An 18,572-nucleotide genomic window follows, 5' to 3' on the forward strand; every position below is an offset into this window, starting at 1 on the left:
CCTTTAGTTGTATCGATTCATCAGCGCTAGCCAATCTGTGTCTACAAAATCAGTGGCTGCGGTTACGGCTTTGTCGAGTGTTTCGTTCAATTCCAACAAGTCCTCTTTCCGATAGTTCATCAACACCCAGTCGACGACTTTAATCGGATGAGGAGGACGACCAATTCCAAGCTTCAAGCGCTTGAATTCGGCGGTCCCTAAGTGCTGAATGAGCGATTTGATTCCGTTGTGACCACCCGCACTCCCTTTTGGACGGAAGCGGAGTTTTCCTGGCACCATATCCAAATCGTCATAAATCACAAGTAAATCGTCAATCTCAATTTTATAATAATCTAAAATTGGACGAACGGCTTCACCCGACAAATTCATATACGTAAGGGGTTTAACAAGTACAACGCGTTCACCATTGATTCTTCCCGTTCCCATAAGGGCATTAAACTTCGCTTCATTCAACGAGATCCCATGTTTTTCAGCAAGACGATCAATCGCCAAAAAACCAACATTATGTCGGGTCATCTCAAACTTTTTCCCAGGGTTTCCAAGACCGACGATGCATTTCATATTCTTTCCTCCTGAACAAAAAAGCCCAAAGGCGAATGCCTCCGGGCCTCGTTTTTTAATCGAATAGGGTACTGACCGATTTGTGCTCGTGGACACGCATGATCGCTTCCCCAAGCAAATGGGCAACCGACATCTGCTTGATCTTGCTCGAGCAAGGACGACCCGTCAAATCGATTGTATTTAAGACAACCAACTCTTTGATCGATGAGTTGTCGATACGCTCCATCGCTGGACCAGAAAGGACTGGATGCGTACAAGACGCATACACTTCTTTCGCGCCCGCTTCGACGATTGCATCCGCTGCAAGTGTGATCGTTCCAGCTGTATCGATGATATCATCAATCAAAATTGCTGTTTTCCCTTCAACGCTTCCGACGATGTTCATTACTTCAGCGACGTTCGCTTTCGGACGACGCTTATCGATGATGGCGATCGGAGCTTTCAAACGTTCTGCCAATTTACGTGCACGTGTCACGCCACCGTGATCCGGAGAGACAACCACGATATCTTTCGCTTGAAACTCTTCAGTTTCAAAGTAAGTCGAGATGAGCGGTACACCGAGTAATTGGTCCACCGGAATATTGAAGAATCCTTGGATTTGCGCTGCATGCAAGTCCATTGTGATGACGCGTGTCGCACCTGCTACCGTCAAAAGGTCAGCGACAAGCTTCGCTGTGATCGGCTCACGTGAGCGCGCTTTACGGTCTTGACGTGCATACCCGTAATAAGGCATCACGATATTGATTGTCCGGACAGAAGCACGTTTGAGTGCATCGATCATGACGAGCAATTCCATGAGCGTTTCGTTTACAGGTGAGCTTGTTGATTGGATGACATACACATCATCTCCACGAACACTTTCCTCGATGTTGATATAGAGTTCACCGTCGCTGAAACGTTTGACTTGGCAATCACTGAGCGGGACACCGATTTCTTTCGCGATTTCTTCAGCAAGCGGGCGGTTCGAGTTTAAGCTAAATAGACGAATTTCTCGTTCGTATACAGTAGACATGTTTAGGATTCTCCTCCATCGTTTTCCATAATGATTGGCAGCTAGTTATCGTTTTGTGTAACCTTCTTTATTCGTTTGGCGTTCACGTGCAATCGCGAGCGCCTCTTCCGGTACGTCATTCGTAATCGTCGAACCAGCTGCGACAATCGCACCTTTTCCGACTTTTACCGGGGCAATCAAGTTTACGTTGCAGCCGACGAACGCATCGTCCTCTACAACTGTCTCGAACTTGTTCTTGCCGTCATAGTTTACCGTGATTGATCCACAACCTAAGTTGACACGTTCACCGATTGACGCATCCCCAATGTAGCTCAAGTGCGAAGCTTTCGCACCGTCACCGAACGACGATTTTTTAATCTCAACGAAGTTTCCGACGCGTGTATTCGCACCAAGTACAGCTTGTTGACGCAAGTGAGCGAACGGTCCGACCTGAGCCGCTTCACCGATTTTGCTATCTGTCACAACAGACTGGCGCACGACAGCATGATCTTCAATCACACTATTGCGGATGTCTGAGTTCGGTCCGATGACACATTCTGAACCAATCGTAGTTTTCCCGAGGATGACCGTACCCGGATAAATGACCGTATCCGAACCAATCACCACATCTGGAGAAATGTACGTTGATGCAGGATCCATGAACGTGACTCCTTCACGCATGAGACGTTCGTTCGTGCGTTTACGCATGATTGCTTCTGCCTGTGACAAGGCAACGCGATCATTGACTCCGATTGTCTCATCGAACGTAGGTGCCGTATGTGCCGCGACGACTTCGCCAGCTTCTTTTGCAATCGAGATGACGTCAGGCAAATAGTATTCGCCTTGTGCGTTATTGTTTCCGACTTGTTTGAGCGCGTCGAACAATAACTCGTTATCGAACACGTACGTTCCAGTATTGATTTCGTTGATGGCAAGTTCGGTCTCGGAAGCATCTTTATGCTCAACGACTTTCGTCACGTTCCCATCTTCGCCACGAATGACACGACCGTATCCTGTCGCATCGTCTGCAATCGCAGTCAGTACAGTAACTTTCGCTTGTTGCGCTTCATGATGAGCGAGAAGGGCTTCTAACGTCTCTGCCGTCAGTAACGGTGTATCTCCACAGACGACAAGTGTCGCTCCTGATTTACCCGCAAGCTCTGCTTCTGCCATTTGAACAGCATGCCCTGTGCCAAGTTGTTGTTCTTGGACTGCATACTCTACCCGTGTGCCGAGCGTATCTTGTACCGCTTCCGCCCCATGGCCAACGATTACGATTTGACGACTGACACCGATTTGGTCTAATTGATCGACAACATGCTCGACCATTGGTTTTCCTAGAACCGGATGAAGTACTTTATAAAGCTTCGACTTCATTCGCGTTCCTTTTCCTGCTGCCAAAATGACTGCAAAACGCTCCATTCTTGATTCGCTCCTATCTCACAACAGCTGTGATTGGTCTGTATAGTTCGGCTTTTCTGCAACTAAATCCTATTTACACCGTTTCTACTATATCGAAACCATGCCTTCGTTTCAATAGTTGTACCATTCCTTAACCATTGAAACGCAAAAAAACAGCGGTAGGCAACCTAACCGCTGTTTGCTGTCATTCATTCGTGCCGTAAGACACGTGCTGGGGATCCAGCACATCCACTTCCATATTGGAATAGGTTTCCAATACAGCCGCTTCAACTTTCTGTCGCATCTCCCCATTGATTGGATGCGCAATATCCCGAAAGATCCCTTCTGGTGTCCGTTTGCTCGGCATGGCGACAAATAGACCGCTACTTCCTTCGATGATTCGAAGGTCATGTACAACGAATTCATGGTCAAGTGTGATTGAGGCCAACGCTTTCATTCTGCCTTCTGTCGCGACTTTGCGAATTTTTACGTCTGTGATCTGCATGTTTCGCATCCCCTTTTTCATCGTTGTCTATGCCATGGTGTGGTCTTCTGTAAGGTTCAGTTGGTTTCGAACGAACGTCATGACTCGATATTGATAACTCTATACCCTCTAATCATAAAACGAAATCAAAATTTTGCCAATCATTTTAGGAACTGTTCCACATTCCCCCGTGAAATGGTGACGAGACCTTCATCCGGGTCAACGTTCGTCAATTTCATTAAGCTAACATATTCGCTGACCATCTTTTTCTCGGCACCTTCTGCTTCCATCAAGACACCGACACCTGCAAGATTCGCCTCGAATTCGTTCAAGAGACTCATCATCCCCCGAATCGTTCCCCCCGCTTTCATGAAGTCATCGATTAAGAGCACATTCGCCCCACGTGGCAGACTACGACGTGCGAGCGCCATTGTGCGAATCGCTTTCGAAGAACCTGACACATAATTGATACTGACGGTTGACCCTTCTGTTACACGACTATCTGAACGGACGATGACAAATGGAACGCCTAATTGTTCTGCGACAGCATAGGCAATAGGAATCCCTTTCGTCGCAATCGTCATGACCACATCCACTTTACGGTCAGCGAACACGGACGCAAAGACTTGGCCCATCGGTTTTACCTGACTCGGATTGCCGAGTACATCCGTTAGGTAGAGGTACCCTCCTGGTAAGAGACGTTCAGGCTTTGATAGTTGCTCACAGAGCGTATCAATCATCTCAAGCGACTTTTCTTTACTCCATCCTGGAATAAACATCACACCACCCGCTGCACCAGGGACGGTAACAAGCTTTCCAATCCCATCATGGGACAGCATCTCACTCACAATGACTAAGTCCTCACTAATGGACGACTTGGCAGCTTTATAGCGACTTGAAAACATCGACAACGAGACAAGCTGATGCGGATGGTCAAGCAAATAACGGGTCATATCAACGAGACGACCACTTCTACGAATTTTCATACGGATTCTCCTTCACATCTTCAATAATAAACGAATGTTCTAATGAGAATATATCACTTTCATTCGTTTTTGTTCAATGTCTTTTGCCGAGAATCCGAACGACGAATACTTCTGGGCAAAATCCTTTTAGACCGTTATAGATTCGATGCGCCTTTTGCTCATGTTCAATGAGTGCAAAGACAGTCGGTCCACTACCGCTCATCAGTACACCTTCTGCCCCACAATGTTGCATCGTTTCTTTGATTTGGTTCACTTCTGGGTGAAGCTTGAGCGTCACACTCTCGAGTGAGTTTCCAAGATTTTCGCAAATTCCATGAAAGTCTTTTTGACGGATTGCCTCGACCATCGCACTTGTGTTCGGATGATGAACTTCATCCATACGCACGGCGCGATACACATCGGCGGTCGATACCCCTAGTTTCGGTTTTCCAAGTACGACATAGCATGGAGGCGGTGCCGGAATCATCTCTAACTGCTCACCGCGCCCTCTAGCAATGGCTGTTCCGCCGATGACGCAGAATGAAACGTCCGATCCGATTTCCGCACCGAGCTCTGCTAGCTCCTCTAGCGACAAGTTTAACGAGAATAATTCGTTCATCCCGCGAAGCGTTGCAGCCGCATCACTCGAGCCACCAGCAAGCCCAGCTGCTACCGGAATTTGTTTATCGAGTACAATCTCGACACCTTGTTGAATATTAAACCGTTCACGCAACAACTCTGCTGCCCGATACGCCAAGTTCCGATGATCATTTGGCACATAGGCGTGCTCCGATTGAATCCGAATTTCATCCGAATCTAAAACCGTCAACTCTAATCGGTCTGCTAAATCGACTGTCGTCATTACCATTTCTACTTCATGATAGCCGTCCGGACGCTTCCCGAGGACATCGAGCGTCAAATTAATTTTTGCCGGCGCTTTCACACTAATCGTGCGCATCACGTTCACCCTTCCCATTTGTCTCCTGTTCGACATTGTACCGTAAACAGGCGCACAAAAAAAGAAGCAGCTGCCAATGCATCCGCCCCTCATTTATAAATCAATTGCCGAATTCAATTTTAACTGTATCCGTTAGGACATCAGCGTAGCTATACGAGACACGTTCCACATTGTGCAGGTCTTCATCCAATTTCACAACGAACACCGCAGGATATGTCTCAACGAGCGTTCCAAACCGAGTAACGACTTTCTTACGACCGCCGTTTGCTTTCAACGTCAATCGTTCACCAACATGCGATTCGAGTTTCTGTCTGATTTCTTGTAACGTCTTTGGCATACGCTTCACCTCACTGTTACAAGTATAGCATAATTGAATATGAAAATAAAGTTTAATATTATAACGACTCGTTTTAAGGTCGTCAACTATTTTTAAGTGGTAAAATTGTGTCAGACAATCGTGCGAATTCTTCTAGGCTTAGCGTCTCTCCTCGACGTTTCGGGTCAATTCCTGCCTCGTGAAGCGCACGCTCAAGCTCGACTTTGTGTTCTTTTCCAATATAATTTGTTAAGTTGTTTAGGATGGTTTTACGGCGTTGCGCGAAGCTTGCTCGTGCAACATCAAAGAAAAAGCCCTCATCTTTCACTTGTACGGCAGGTTCTTTGCGCATCCGAAGTGTAATGACTGCCGAATCGACGTTCGGAGCTGGAATAAACACATTTTTAGGTACGACAAAGCTGACTTGCGCCTCGGCATAATACTGAATCGCAATCGATAGCGAACCGTATGCTTTCGTTCCCGGTTTTGCCCCGATGCGCTCTGCCACTTCTTTTTGAATCATCATGACGAGCGAACGGAATTTCACACCACTCTCAAGCAATCGCATGATAATCGGTGTTGTGACATAGTATGGTAAGTTGGCGACAACCGAGATGTCTTCAATGCCTTCTTTTAAAAATTCTTGTTCGACAATCTCGCGTAAATTCATTTCTAAAGCGTCACCGTGGATGACTTTAACATGAGGATATGGGGACATCGTATCTTCAAGAATCGGTAAAAGACGCTGATCAATCTCAAGTGCTACGACTTTCTTGGCGCGCTTGGCTGATTGCTCAGTCAACGACCCGATTCCTGGTCCGATTTCGAGGACACCACTCGATTCACTAAGTTCTGCCGCTCCGACAATCTTACTTAAAATATTTAAATCGATTAAAAAGTTTTGACCGAGCGATTTTTTGAATGAAAAACCATGTCGCTCTAAAATCGCTTTTGTTCGTTGAATTGTTGCAATATCTTTCAACCCTGTTCCTCCTCTAATTGAGCAAGTGCTTGCTCCCACTCTTCGACCGTGACACCGAGCGCCTCGACTCGTTTCACAAATTGTTTCGCATTCGGCTCGCCGATGCGAAGCAATACACCGAGTCGTTTCCGACGTATCGCCGCTGCGGCCCCACCGATTAAATCCGCATCTAATACCATTTTTCGCGTGACGATCGGTTGATTCGTTTCAACACGTGGTTCAAATACGGCGCGCAAGACGCGACGAAGCGATTCCGGGCTCGCATGTTCTACCCCAATCTTCCCACGTTTGCCTTTTGCCTCGGCCCGTGGCAGGTGAGCATGTTTACACCCTTTGACCCGCTCTTCGACGATTGATCGAATACGATCTCCCGGATAATCCGGATCGGTTAAAATGATAACTCCACGCTTCTCTTGCGCACGGCGAATCCGTTCGATTGTCTGATCAGATACGGCAGAGCCGTTCGTCTCAATCGTATCGACCTCAAACACTTCCTGAAGTCGTGCCGTATCGTCACGTCCTTCTACGACAATAATTTCTTGTATTTTCTCACGCATTGTCTGTTCCTTCTTTCTCTTCTTCCTGCTTCGGAATGACCCAGATGGTAAGTGGTTTGCGACCAAACGTCACAGCCTCCTCCAACTCATCCATCATGATGTCGATTTTTTGACCTTTGATTGCGCTACCCGTATCTAGAGCAATCGCCATGCCAATTCCTTCAACATACACGCGAGTACCGAGAGGAATGATGGCCGGGTCGACGGCGATGATGCGCATGCCTTCAAAGAGAATCGTGTCCGTTACATCATAACCGCTTCTTGTCAGCACGCGTCCGTCATACGTCACCGTATCTTCTGGATTGTTCGTATAAGCCGTCGCTTCCACGAGTAACTGCTTCGCGGATGAGAAATCTAATACGTCGTCCGTTTTCGGCGGTTCCACAATCTCGACTTCAGCTTCTGGAATGAACGGGCTCGATTCGTCCGCTGTCGTAGGTTCTGTAACGGGCTCTGTGACTTTCTTCGTACCTACTTTGATCACCTGTGGTATCGCTTTACGTAACGTCTCGACATCCGTTTTCGTACGATTCGTAATTGTACCATTTTCCACCGTAAGTGCATACCTTGTTCGTTCGAGTCCAGGAACTCCGACCTGCACGGTTTGCTTCACACCTTCTTCAAGCGTGTCATCCTCTTCCTCGACCATATCGTATGGAATCAACTGACTTTCATATTGGACGACATCACGATTCGTATTGACTGTAACCGTCATGCCTTCTCGTATCGGGGTCGATGCGTCTGGTAATACGGTATCACGCTCTGTCACATCAATTTTCTCTTCTCTTAGTAATTGCTCCACATTCGTTGCCATCGTATAGATGGTCGACGCATCTTCCCCGACAATGAGATTGACTGCAACAACGGGTTGATAGCGAATCGTCATTCCATTCGTCACGGGTGTGCGTACAGACGGATAGATCGTGTCTCCATCCCGTACGGTCACCCCATACCGTAATAACACGTCTTCCACGGTCCGTTCTCTCGTTTGAATCGATTCGGTTTGTCCGTACCCGATTTGGAGTGAGACCTCATGTGAACGTTCGATTCGAATGAGACGATCTTCCGGAACGTCCTCACTCAGTGCCGGTGTGACGTAATCCGTTTCATCCAATGTGATATTCAATTCCTCGAGTACCTCGAGAACGGAATCGGCTCGTGTCTCATGCTCAATCATCACACCATCATCGATGACCTGAATCGTTTCAGGTTGCAACATCACGTATGCGACAGACGCAGTTACAATCACGCCTATACTGGCGAATACGCGCTTGATCATGGGAGACGGAACAGCTTCTTCGCATTGGCCGTCGTTGCTTCTTCTAGTTCCTCGTATGGCATATCTCGAAGTGACGCAATTTCTTCCGCGACGTATTTCGCATATGCCGGTTCGTTGCGTTTTCCGCGGAACGGAGTCGGCGTCAAGTAAGGGCAGTCCGTTTCGACAAGAAGACGATCTAACGGTACTTCTTGTGCGACTTGTTTTGGAACTTTTGCATTTTTGAACGTGACCGGTCCTCCTAAGGAAATATAGAAGTTCAAGTCTAGGCAGCGAGGGAGAAGTTCTACAGACATGCTGTAACTATGGAACACCCCACCGACTTCCTCCGCATGTTCCTCTTCTAAAATATCGAGCACATCTGCCGTCGCTTCGCGGTTATGGATAACGATTGGCATGTTTGTCCGCTTCGCGATGGCAATTTGTTGACGGAATAAACGCTGTTGCACGTCTTTCGGTGACTTGTCCCAGTGATAGTCAAGACCAATTTCACCGAGTGCCATCACTTTCGGATGACTCATGAGCGTCTCGATCCGCTCTAAATCAGCATCCGTACAATCGATCGCATCGACAGGGTGCCATCCTACGATGGCATAGATGTCTTCATGTGCCTCGGCTAGCTCGATGGCTCGGTCAATCGTCGGCGTATCAAATCCGACGACAAGTAGCGGAGAAACGCCTGCTTCTCTCGCCCGCTCAATCGTCTCTTCCACATCTTCATTGAACTGTTCCGCGTTAATATGCGTGTGTGTATCAATCAACATCTTGTTTCCTCCTTAGAAAAAGAGAGGGAGACCGTGGTCTCCCCCATTTCATTATTTGACGATGGCACCGTTCGGCATCTGATCAGAGACTGTCGCGAGTTCTAGCTTCCCATCACGGTCCGCAGCTAAAATCATCCCTTGTGACAATTCTCCACGAAGCTTGACTGGTTTCAAGTTTGCGACAACGATGACTTTTTTGCCAACTAAATCTTCAGGCGCATACCATTCAGCGATGCCCGACACAATTTGACGTGTCTCTTTTCCGAGATCGACTTGAAGTTTCAACAGTTTCTTCGCTTTTTTGATCTTATCGGCTTCTACGATTTGACCGACACGGAATTCGACTTGGTCAAAAACGTCGATTGTGATTTCAGGACGAACATCTTCATCGACTTCCTCAGTCGTTGTTTCTGTTTCTTCGATACGTGCTTTCGACGCTTGACGCATCATTTCTTGAATCGCATCCACTTCTTCCTTCACATCGCGACGTGGGAAGATTGGTGTACCATCCGTTACGACAGCGTCATTGAAGTCGGCGAACGTATCTAGTGCCTCCCACGACATGTCTTCCCCTTCGAGTCCGAGTTGACGGAACATCTCTTTCGGGGCACGTGTCATGAACGGTTGAATCATAATCGCAACATGACGAAGTACGCCCGCAAGGTGTGTCATGACAGATGCTAACTCTTCCCGTTTCGATTCATCTTTCACGAGAACCCATGGTTGTGTCTCATCGATATATTTATTCGCGCGACTGACGAGTTGCCAGATGTTTGTGAGGGCGACCGAAAACTCCATGTGCTCCATGGCTTCTTCTGTTTTGCGAGTCGTTTCCTTCACCATGCTTAACAAGGCATCGTCAAACGCTGTGACATTTCCGTTATAAGCCGGAATATTCCCGTCGAAATACTTTTTAATCATTGCGATCGTACGATTCAATAAGTTTCCAAGATCGTTCGCTAAATCAAAGTTCAAGCGATCGACGAACGCTTCTGGTGTGAATGTACCGTCTGCTCCGAACGGCACTTCACGAAGAAGGTAGTAACGAACAGAATCGAGTCCGTAGCGGTCAATCAATGGAATTGGATCTACTACGTTTCCTTTTGATTTGGACATCTTCCCGTCCTTCATGAGCAACCAACCGTGCGCAAATACTTGTTTTGGTAACGGAAGGTCAAGCGCCATTAAGAGCGCTGGCCAAATAATCGTGTGGAAACGAACGATCTCCTTCCCGACTAAATGGACATCAGCTGGCCAGTAGCGATTGAAGAGCTCGTCGTTGTCTGTCCCGTACCCGAGTGACGAGATGTAGTTCGTGAGGGCGTCGACCCACACATAAACAACGTGCTTCGGATTCGACGGGACTTGTACGCCCCAATCAAACGTCGTACGCGACACCGCCAAATCTTGGAGACCTGGCTTCAAGAAGTTGTTAATCATCTCGGTCTTACGAGATTCCGGCAAGATGAATTCAGGATGTGACTCGAAATATTCAATCAAGCGATCCGCGTATTTGCTGAGGCGGAAGAAATAACACTCTTCACGCACGAGCTCGACCGGATGTCCGCTGTCAGGACTTTTTCCATCAACGAGTTGTGATTCCGTATAGTACGTCTCATCAGGTACGGAATACCATCCTTCGTATTCACCAAGATAGATATCTCCATTTTTAAGTAACGTCTCAAAGACGTGTTCGACAACCTTCTTATGACGATCTTCTGTCGTACGGATGTAGTCATCGTATGAGATTTCAAGGCGGTCCCATAAAACTTTGATTTCTTCCACGACTTCATCGACGAAGGCTTGTGGCGTCACGCCTGCTTCTTTTGCCTTTTCTTGAATCTTTTGACCATGCTCATCCGTCCCTGTTAAATAACGGACATCAAATCCTTTTAAACGTTTGTAGCGAGCAACCGCATCACCTGCTACCGTGGTATATGCGTGACCGATGTGCAATTTCGCACTCGGATAATAAATTGGGGTTGTAATATAAAAAGTCGGCTTCGCCATGATTTATTCTCCATCCTTTCGACATATGCAATTCTCATTATACACGGTTCGACAAAAGAATTTCCAAAACTAATTGTTTGGAATTTTTTTGCGTTTTATACGTCATAAATGTTCCAAAAATACCCTTTCTTTGTTTCAAGTTCAAACTATCGGGGAAATTTAGGTATATATCGCTCTTGATTCGACAAATTTCGAAAAATTGCTTTTCCAGATAGTAAGCAGTTGACTGCAATTGGAAAGTTTAGTATGCTTTTTGCTGTAGTCACATTGTCGAATTTTGACGATTCATGTCACCATGAGATTTCGACACCATTGGAGGAGGAAACACAAATGAAATCTACAGGTATTGTTCGTAAGGTTGATGAGCTTGGTCGTGTCGTTATTCCAATCGAATTGCGCCGTACACTTGGGATCGCAGAGAAAGATGCTCTCGAGATTTACGTCGACAACGATCAAATCGTTTTGAAAAAATATAAGCCAAACATGACTTGCCAAGTTACAGGTGAAGTATCAGACGATAACTTCAAATTGGCTGACGGCAAACTCATCTTGTCACCAGAAGGTGCACAACGTGTTCTCGTTGAGTTGAAGAACATGCTCGAAAACTACTACAGCGAAGAGTAAGCAAGGATTTCCTTGCTTACTCTTTTTTGTGGAGTTGATGGTACGCATCATACACATCGTTTCGAGACTCACCACGGTCTTTCGCCGTCTGTTTGATAGCCGCATTCGGCTTCAATCCTTCTTCTATATAGTGAACGACGTGTTCATAGACAGAGAGTGCCTCCCACCACGTCGTCGTAGGAGCCGCTTCTGTCGCACCGCTCACCAGGACGACAAACTCCCCACGTACTTCACCTTCGCACCAATGTAACGCTTCATCAACGGTCCCTCTCAAAAACTCTTCGAACGTTTTTGTTAACTCTCGGCCCAAAACAATTTGCCGATTCCCGAACACTTGTCGAATCGCCGTTAACATCTCTTTCAATCGATGAGGAGCTTCATAAAAAACAATCGTGCCCGGCTCATATTGAATGGATTCGAGAACATCGACACGATCTTTCTTTTTACGTGGCAAAAAACCGTAATAGAGAAAACGCTCTGTCGGAAGACCTGAGGCAACCAACGCCGTAAGGGCGGCATTGGCACCAGGTAAAACGACCACCGGAATATTCGCCTTGATGGCTAACCGAACGAGATCACTCCCGGGGTCTGAAATACCAGGCATTCCAGCATCTGAAACGATGGCAATCGACTTTCCGGCAAGAAGATCTTCAATCAGTCTCGGTCCACTCACTTCTTTATTATGTTCATGATAGCTAATCAGCTTGGTCGGAATCTCAAAGTGACGACAAAGCTTCATCGTTTGGCGAGTATCTTCCGCTGCAATTAAATCCACTTCTTGAAGCGTTCGCACCGCTCGATATGTCATGTCTTCCAAGTTTCCGATTGGCGTCGGTACGACATACAACGTCGGTTGTTCAGTTTGATAACTCTTCTGTGAATTCATTAGTCGTCCCCTCCATCAACTTCTCTTTTTGCCCACGGGTCAATTGTTTGATTGACCATTCATACTGCATGGCCTCACGCTTCGTATCAAACGATTGCACATACCGAAGTCGTACGGGCAGTCGCGCTTTCGTATACTTCGCCCCTTTTCCGGCATTATGTGCAAGAACCCGTTTTTCCACGTCCGTTGTATAGCCTGTATAATACGTCCCGTCCTTACATTCTACGATATACGTATAATGTTTAGGCATCGAGAATGACTCGCATCTCTTCCGTATACGTATCGTCTTCTTCATATACAACAAATGGTGGTAAAATTTTAAGACCTGCTTTTCCATCTTTCGATCCCTCGATTAATAACGTATTCGCTTCGCGTCCAGCTTTCGGATATACGAGCTGCATTCGCTTCGGTTCAATTCGGTAGGCACGCATCAATGTCAGGATATCGAGTAAACGTTCTGGCCGATGCACGAACGCCACTTTCCCTCCCGGTTTGACGAGTTGACTTGCCGTTTTAATACAATCTTCTAGCGTGCACAATACCTCATGGCGGGCAATCGTATGATGTTCGTTTTGATTCCGCAGTGATGTTTCATTCGCTAGAAAATATGGCGGATTGCATGTGACCACATCATAACGTGCATGTCCGAGTTGGGTTGCTGCCGTTTTGACGTCCCCTTCTACAACTTGAATTCGCTCCTCGAGACGATTGACCGCCATGCTTCGATTCGCCATATCGACGAGTTTCGATTGAATCTCTACACCCGTAATCGTTCCTTTTGTACGATATGACAAGAAAAGCGGAATTGCTCCCGTACCGGCGCACAAGTCGACCAACTGACCTTTTTGAATCGGTACCCATACAAACTCTGCAAGTAGCACCGCATCTAATGAAAATGAGAACACATCGTCACTTTGAATAATCTTGCCTGGGCGTCCTAGCAAATCATCGAGGCGTTCTCCATCCTTTACCGTTACCATTGTTTCCTCCTTGTATAAAAGAAAGGCGACGGATAGGGAGTCCCTATCTATCGCCCCGTATTAATGTTTATTGAGCATCGACAAACAGAAGAGACAATCCCCATCTTTTCGTACCTGTCCGTAATGGAGGTTACAAATATGGAATCCTTCTTGATACAGCGCAGCTAAATTATTCTGCCCTTTTCCAGACAATGCGATTTGTGAATCACCGTTTGTCGTATCAACTTCTGCCAATTGTTCGACTTTTTCACGCAAGTGATGATTCTCTAGATACATATGCTGGTTCTCTTCAAGCAAATAGGCAAGCTGCTCTTTTAGCACGCCCAAATGCTCCGTTAAAAGTTGCATCTGTTGCTCGATTGCATCTACACGCATCATCACTTCTTTTTTGTCCATTCTTTCCACTGCTCAGCACCCCATCACTGTTTTGACGGTTTTCGTTTAATCGCACCCACTTCAACAAGTTCATCAATCGTATATGTGACGACACGCGTCCGATCGTGGAGCTCAACTTGAATAAGTTGGTCCAAAATGTTGAGACCGATTACACGACCATCACCTTCTGGAATTTTGATTCGCTTGCCGACGTCTGGTAAATCGCGTTTTAGTTCTTCGTACGTGTCATTCTCATATTTCAAACAGCACATCAGACGGCCACAAACGCCAGAAATCTTATTCGGATTTAACGAAAGGTTCTGGTCTTTTGCCATTTTGATGGAGACTGGTTCAAACTCCCCAAGAAATGACGAACAACAAAGAACTCGACCACATGGTCCAATCCCACTTAGTAGCTTTGCTTCGTCACGAACACCGATTTGTCGGAGTTCAATTCGCGTCCGAAACACACTAGCTAAGTCCTTTACCAATTCTCGAAAGTCGACGCGACCCTCGGCAGTAAAATAAAAGATCACTTTATTGCGATCAAATGTATACTCAACATCGACTAACTTCATGTCTAATTGATGTTCTCGAATTTTTTCTTCACAGACGGCGTGAGCATCAACGGCTGCCAGTCGATTATCGCGTACGATATCCGCATCCTTTTGGTCCGCGACGCGAAGGATCGTCTTCAACGGCATGACGACTTCATCTTCGCCGAGTTGTTTATCGACTTGGACGACTTCACCATACTCAATGCCACGTACTGTTTCAACGATGACATGATCCCCACGTTTAAGTGTTGCATCGCCTGGTGAAAAGTAATAGATTTTTCCCGCTTCTTTAAAGCGGACTCCAACTACTTCAAGCACGCGCTTCTATCCTTTCTGCAAATCGAACGAAAGTCGTTCGAAAGTTAATTGAGGATTGACGTTTGCCTCGAGTCGTCGAATCGCCGCATGGACACTTTCAATTGCGTGTGTGAGCTTAGAAACAGATCGGTTTTGGATAAATGCGTGATATAAAGCAGCCTCATTCTTAAACAGTTTCGGAGTATACGTATCGCGCACTTTTAAATGAAGTGCCTCCTCTAACCAATGTTCGAATAATTCAAGGCCAACTCGCAATTCATTCCGTCCTTTGAAATGCCCTAACCATTTTTCTTGCGCGAACAAGAGCAACTCTTGAGGTCGTTTCGTCAATACTTCAATTAATTGTACCACTAGCCCGTACGCCTGTACAAACCACTCCTGCTCAAGCGCTTCTTTCGCATCATCCCATTTCGGATAAACGGTCAAGGCGAGGTACGCCAAATCATACGTACATGATCGTTCTTCTGACATCGTCTGTGCCAACTTCGCACGGTCAATCGGTCGGAACGCAAGTTGTTGAGCACGTGAACGAATCGTCGGAAGAAGCAACTGTGGCTGTGTTGTCACTAAAATAGCGAGCTTCCCAACACCTGGTTCTTCAAAGAACTTCAATAAACTATTTGCCGCTTGAGTCGTCATCTTATGGGCTTGATGAATGACATATACTTGACGGTCTCCTTCAGCTCCTCGCAATGATAGGTCACTGAGTAATTGTTGAATCTGTTCTTTTTTAATACTAGCTCCATCCGGTTCCACTTCGATGTAGTCGACGAGATTTTTTGAATCTATGCGTCGACAGTTTCGACACACTCCACAGGGCTCTGCCCCTTGTGGTGATTCACAAAATAAGGCTTTCGCAAACAATGTGGCTGTTTCAATCAAGTATGGCTCATAATCTCCTGAGAAAATGTACGCATGTCCTACTTTATTCGAAACGATTGAATTTTGGATGATTCGAGCGACCACTGTTTGAGACTCATTTAACTCCTGAAAACGCATATGCCCAACTCCCATTAAAACTGATGGAATCCTTCAATCGGCAAGACAAATACAGTCGCGCCTCCGACTTGTACTTCGACCGGATAAGGAATGTAAGAGTCAGCATGTCCTCCCATTGGTGAGATTGGCGTAATCATTTGATCGCGACTCGAACAGTTTGATTGAATCACATCCATTAAATCATCGAGACGCTCTTGTGGAATACCCATCATAAACGTCGTATTCCCCTCTTTTAAAAAGCCACCTGTTGTAGCTAATTTCGTCGCACGAAAATCTTGTTCGACTAATGCGTCAGACAAACGTGCGCTATCCTTATCGTGTACGATTGCAATCACCATTTTCATCATCGTTGTACGCCTCCTTGTTGTAATCGTTCTATCGTATAATCGAGTACCTCGTCTTGAATGCATTCAATTGGTTGATCGGCATCAATCCGGATGATTCGTTCTGGGTACTGTTTGAGTAATGTTTGGAATCCTTCGTAGACCCGCTCATGAAATGCTTGGTCACGACTTTCGATCCGATCGAGTTGTCCTCGATCTTTCATGCGCGCACTCGCTCTTTCGGGACTCAAATCAAATAAAAAGGTTAAATCGGGTGTCAAACCGTTCGTTGCCCATTCATTTAGCGACTGAATTTGATCAAGGTCATATTGTAGACCGTAGCCCTGATAGGCGATGGATGCATCAATGAATCGATCACAAAGGACAATTGCTCCTCGCTCTAATGCCGGACGAATCACTTGTTCCACATTCTGTGCTCGTGAAGCAGCGTAGAGCATCATTTCCACTCGCGGTGTCATCTCATGATGATCTGGGGACAATAAGACTTCGCGGATTTGATTGCCCACAGTTGTTCCTCCAGGTTCGCGTGTTACCACGATGTCATATCCTTTTTGCGTTAGACTTTCAACTAATAGCTGAAGTTGCGTGGACTTACCTGATCCATCCGGTCCTTCAACCGTAATAAACATTCCGCTCACTTTTTAAAACTCCTCTACAATAACATCAATTTGCTCTATCATAACATGCTTACTTGCTTGAAGCTTCCTCCCTAAAGAAATCCACTCTAGGAGCACACGTATTTTTTCCTCAGTGATCCGCTCTCCTTTTAGAATCCACGGAATGCCTGGCGGATACGGAATCACGGTTTCTGCTGAGACAGATCCTATTGCCTGCTTGAAGGATACACGTTGTACTTGCTCATCACCTATCAACGTATATAGTTCAGATACGCGTTGTGTTTGAGGGAACGGAAAAATTGTTTCGTCCTCATCAATAATTGGAACGTGCGTAGCGGCTTTTTTGATTAATTTGATCCAGTGCTCAATTTCCTGTTTCTTTATTTCCCTTAATGGTAAACAGAATAACACATGATCCACAGCCGCTAATTCAATATCGATTCCGATTGATGCAAGATGTTCACTAAAAACCAACCCATTTTTCGGATAAGTCATGACCGTTACTTTCGTAAAGTCATCCCCAACTTTGACAGTAAAACCGGCACGTTTCAGCTCTAGAACAAAGTGGGCATGACTTTTTTGAATAGAAGACCATGCTTCATCCGTTAAGCTTTCTAAATAGGATCGTGCATAGTCTAATGAAGCCATAATAAGATAAGAAGGACTCGATGTCTGAAAGGAAGACAATGCGTGTTTTAACCGAACTTCATCGATATCTTCTTTATAATGAATCCAAGCTCCCATCGTCAATGCAGGTAGTGTTTTATGTGCAGACTGTACGACTGCACTTGCTCCCTCAAAAATTGCAGAACGCTGAAGTAATTTAGGATGAATCAAATGCGCACCATGTGCTTCATCGACGAGTAAGGGGATTTTCAAAGACAACAAAAAATTTGATATCGAACGAATATCCGCCATATCTCCATAGTACGTAGGAGATGTTAACATAACGGCTCGTCCTCCCGGAAATTTTTGAACAGCCTGCTCAATTGTTTCTAATGTCACCACTGTCGGAATTCCTGTACCTCGTTCAATTGTAGGTGTTAATAAGATAGGTTTTAATCCTAGCCATTCAATTGCATTCCATACAGATTTATGTGAATTGCGTTGAACATATACTCGTTCCCCACGTTTTACTGTGGCTGCGAGCATACTCCAGTTTCCAACAGTTGAACCGTTGACAAGCCACTTACTTTTACTCGCATACAGATTCCCTAATGCTTTTTCAGCTTGATCAATAATTCCAGAAGCATCATGCAAATCATCTAAATGTGCTAGTTCTGTAAGATCATATGGCATTACTTTAGCAAATGCATTCGGTAACGTATTATCAATCACGGTGCCATTATGATGTCCTGGGACGTGAAAAGATACGCGATGTTCACTCACATGCTGTTCTAGAGTCTCTAGAAATGTAAAAGGATTTTTCCGAGAAGGAGCCATCTGTTATCCCTCCTAAACTATTGACTATTAAAAAAAGACGATCAAGCATATGCTTGATCGTCTTCTGCGTTGGCCTGGCAACGTCCTATCCTCACAGGGGGAGATCCCCCAACTACTTTCGGCGCTGAGACGCTTAACTTCCGTGTTCGGCATGGGAACGG

22 protein-coding genes and 1 rRNA gene are annotated in these 18,572 nt (G+C 45.9%); 1 reads left to right on the forward strand and 22 read right to left on the reverse strand.

The window, feature by feature from the left end; all coding sequences use genetic code 11:
* Positions 1-3: 3 nt before the first annotated feature.
* From pth to metG, 12 genes are all read right to left on the reverse strand, one after another.
* A complete protein-coding gene (pth, locus tag KNO91_RS14705; RefSeq protein ID WP_214796662.1) occupies positions 4-561 on the reverse strand; it encodes an aminoacyl-tRNA hydrolase in 558 nt (185 codons plus the stop codon).
* Between the two features lie 55 nt (positions 562-616).
* Positions 617-1,573, reverse strand: coding sequence for a ribose-phosphate diphosphokinase (locus KNO91_RS14710; RefSeq protein WP_012727731.1), 957 nt, complete (start codon positions 1,571-1,573; stop codon positions 617-619).
* A 45-nt stretch (positions 1,574-1,618) separates the two neighbouring features.
* Positions 1,619-2,974, reverse strand: coding sequence for a bifunctional UDP-N-acetylglucosamine diphosphorylase/glucosamine-1-phosphate N-acetyltransferase GlmU (gene glmU / locus KNO91_RS14715; protein ID WP_214791155.1), 1,356 nt, complete (start codon positions 2,972-2,974; stop codon positions 1,619-1,621).
* Positions 2,975-3,158: 184 nt separating this feature from the next.
* Positions 3,159-3,458: a septation regulator SpoVG gene (gene spoVG, locus KNO91_RS14720; protein WP_214761672.1), complete on the reverse strand. Its 300-nt coding sequence runs from the start codon at positions 3,456-3,458 to the stop codon at positions 3,159-3,161.
* Positions 3,459-3,598: 140 nt separating this feature from the next.
* Positions 3,599-4,423, reverse strand: a complete 825-nt coding sequence (purR, locus tag KNO91_RS14725; protein WP_214791159.1) for a pur operon repressor — start codon at positions 4,421-4,423, stop codon at positions 3,599-3,601.
* A gap of 73 nt (positions 4,424-4,496) precedes the next feature.
* Positions 4,497-5,360, reverse strand: a complete 864-nt coding sequence (gene ispE / locus KNO91_RS14730) for a 4-(cytidine 5'-diphospho)-2-C-methyl-D-erythritol kinase (RefSeq protein ID WP_214818641.1) — start codon at positions 5,358-5,360, stop codon at positions 4,497-4,499.
* Positions 5,361-5,460: 100 nt separating this feature from the next.
* The gene (locus KNO91_RS14735) at positions 5,461-5,697 is read right to left on the reverse strand and encodes a Veg family protein (RefSeq protein WP_012727736.1); all 237 of its coding nucleotides are present in this window, start codon (positions 5,695-5,697) and stop codon (positions 5,461-5,463) included.
* A gap of 82 nt (positions 5,698-5,779) precedes the next feature.
* Positions 5,780-6,658 (reverse strand): 16S rRNA (adenine(1518)-N(6)/adenine(1519)-N(6))-dimethyltransferase RsmA, encoded by an 879-nt coding sequence (gene rsmA, locus KNO91_RS14740; protein WP_214791163.1) that lies wholly within the window; start codon positions 6,656-6,658, stop codon positions 5,780-5,782.
* Positions 6,655-7,215, reverse strand: a complete 561-nt coding sequence (gene rnmV, locus KNO91_RS14745) for a ribonuclease M5 (protein WP_214791164.1) — start codon at positions 7,213-7,215, stop codon at positions 6,655-6,657. Before rnmV ends, rsmA begins: the two co-directional genes overlap by 4 nt.
* Positions 7,208-8,494, reverse strand: coding sequence for a 3D domain-containing protein (locus KNO91_RS14750; RefSeq protein ID WP_214796657.1), 1,287 nt, complete (start codon positions 8,492-8,494; stop codon positions 7,208-7,210). The genes rnmV and KNO91_RS14750 overlap by 8 nt, the downstream gene beginning before the upstream one ends.
* A complete protein-coding gene (locus KNO91_RS14755) occupies positions 8,491-9,258 on the reverse strand; it encodes a TatD family hydrolase (protein ID WP_214818643.1) in 768 nt (255 codons plus the stop codon). The genes KNO91_RS14750 and KNO91_RS14755 overlap by 4 nt, the downstream gene beginning before the upstream one ends.
* 51 nt (positions 9,259-9,309) lie before the next feature.
* The gene (metG, locus tag KNO91_RS14760; protein WP_214791170.1) at positions 9,310-11,268 is read right to left on the reverse strand and encodes a methionine--tRNA ligase; all 1,959 of its coding nucleotides are present in this window, start codon (positions 11,266-11,268) and stop codon (positions 9,310-9,312) included.
* A gap of 330 nt (positions 11,269-11,598) precedes the next feature.
* On the opposite strand from metG, the gene KNO91_RS14765 reads away from it, so the two are divergent.
* Positions 11,599-11,892 carry a transition state genes transcriptional regulator AbrB gene (locus KNO91_RS14765; protein WP_012727742.1) on the forward strand — a complete coding sequence of 98 codons (294 nt, stop codon included), beginning with the start codon at positions 11,599-11,601 and terminating at the stop codon, positions 11,890-11,892.
* Between the two features lie 16 nt (positions 11,893-11,908).
* Here KNO91_RS14765 and rsmI read toward each other — a convergent pair whose 3' ends face one another.
* From rsmI to rrf, 10 genes are all read right to left on the reverse strand, one after another.
* On the reverse strand, positions 11,909-12,778 hold the full coding sequence (gene rsmI / locus KNO91_RS14770) for a 16S rRNA (cytidine(1402)-2'-O)-methyltransferase (RefSeq protein WP_214796655.1): 870 nt from the start codon (positions 12,776-12,778) through the stop codon (positions 11,909-11,911).
* On the reverse strand, positions 12,750-13,028 hold the full coding sequence (locus tag KNO91_RS14775; protein ID WP_214796653.1) for a GIY-YIG nuclease family protein: 279 nt from the start codon (positions 13,026-13,028) through the stop codon (positions 12,750-12,752). Before KNO91_RS14775 ends, rsmI begins: the two co-directional genes overlap by 29 nt.
* Positions 13,021-13,758 (reverse strand): tRNA1(Val) (adenine(37)-N6)-methyltransferase, encoded by a 738-nt coding sequence (locus KNO91_RS14780; RefSeq protein WP_214791176.1) that lies wholly within the window; start codon positions 13,756-13,758, stop codon positions 13,021-13,023. The genes KNO91_RS14775 and KNO91_RS14780 overlap by 8 nt, the downstream gene beginning before the upstream one ends.
* A 60-nt stretch (positions 13,759-13,818) precedes the next feature.
* On the reverse strand, positions 13,819-14,154 hold the full coding sequence (gene yabA, locus KNO91_RS14785; protein WP_012727746.1) for a DNA replication initiation control protein YabA: 336 nt from the start codon (positions 14,152-14,154) through the stop codon (positions 13,819-13,821).
* 23 nt (positions 14,155-14,177) lie between these two features.
* Positions 14,178-15,008, reverse strand: a complete 831-nt coding sequence (locus tag KNO91_RS14790; protein ID WP_214791178.1) for a PSP1 domain-containing protein — start codon at positions 15,006-15,008, stop codon at positions 14,178-14,180.
* Positions 15,009-15,014: 6 nt separating this feature from the next.
* Positions 15,015-16,007 carry a DNA polymerase III subunit delta' gene (locus KNO91_RS14795; protein WP_214818644.1) on the reverse strand — a complete coding sequence of 331 codons (993 nt, stop codon included), beginning with the start codon at positions 16,005-16,007 and terminating at the stop codon, positions 15,015-15,017.
* A 14-nt stretch (positions 16,008-16,021) separates the two neighbouring features.
* Positions 16,022-16,351, reverse strand: coding sequence for a cyclic-di-AMP receptor (locus tag KNO91_RS14800; RefSeq protein ID WP_031421800.1), 330 nt, complete (start codon positions 16,349-16,351; stop codon positions 16,022-16,024).
* Positions 16,351-16,989 carry a dTMP kinase gene (gene tmk / locus KNO91_RS14805; RefSeq protein WP_214791182.1) on the reverse strand — a complete coding sequence of 213 codons (639 nt, stop codon included), beginning with the start codon at positions 16,987-16,989 and terminating at the stop codon, positions 16,351-16,353. Before tmk ends, KNO91_RS14800 begins: the two co-directional genes overlap by 1 nt.
* A gap of 3 nt (positions 16,990-16,992) precedes the next feature.
* Positions 16,993-18,411, reverse strand: a complete 1,419-nt coding sequence (locus KNO91_RS14810; RefSeq protein WP_214818645.1) for an aminotransferase class I/II-fold pyridoxal phosphate-dependent enzyme — start codon at positions 18,409-18,411, stop codon at positions 16,993-16,995.
* A 72-nt stretch (positions 18,412-18,483) separates the two neighbouring features.
* Positions 18,484-18,572 (reverse strand): 5S ribosomal RNA (gene rrf, locus KNO91_RS14815); the annotation flags it as partial.

It is taken from the genome of Exiguobacterium sp. s59, assembly GCF_018617475.1.
GTDB classification, from domain to species: Bacteria; Bacillota; Bacilli; order Exiguobacteriales; family Exiguobacteriaceae; genus Exiguobacterium; species Exiguobacterium aestuarii.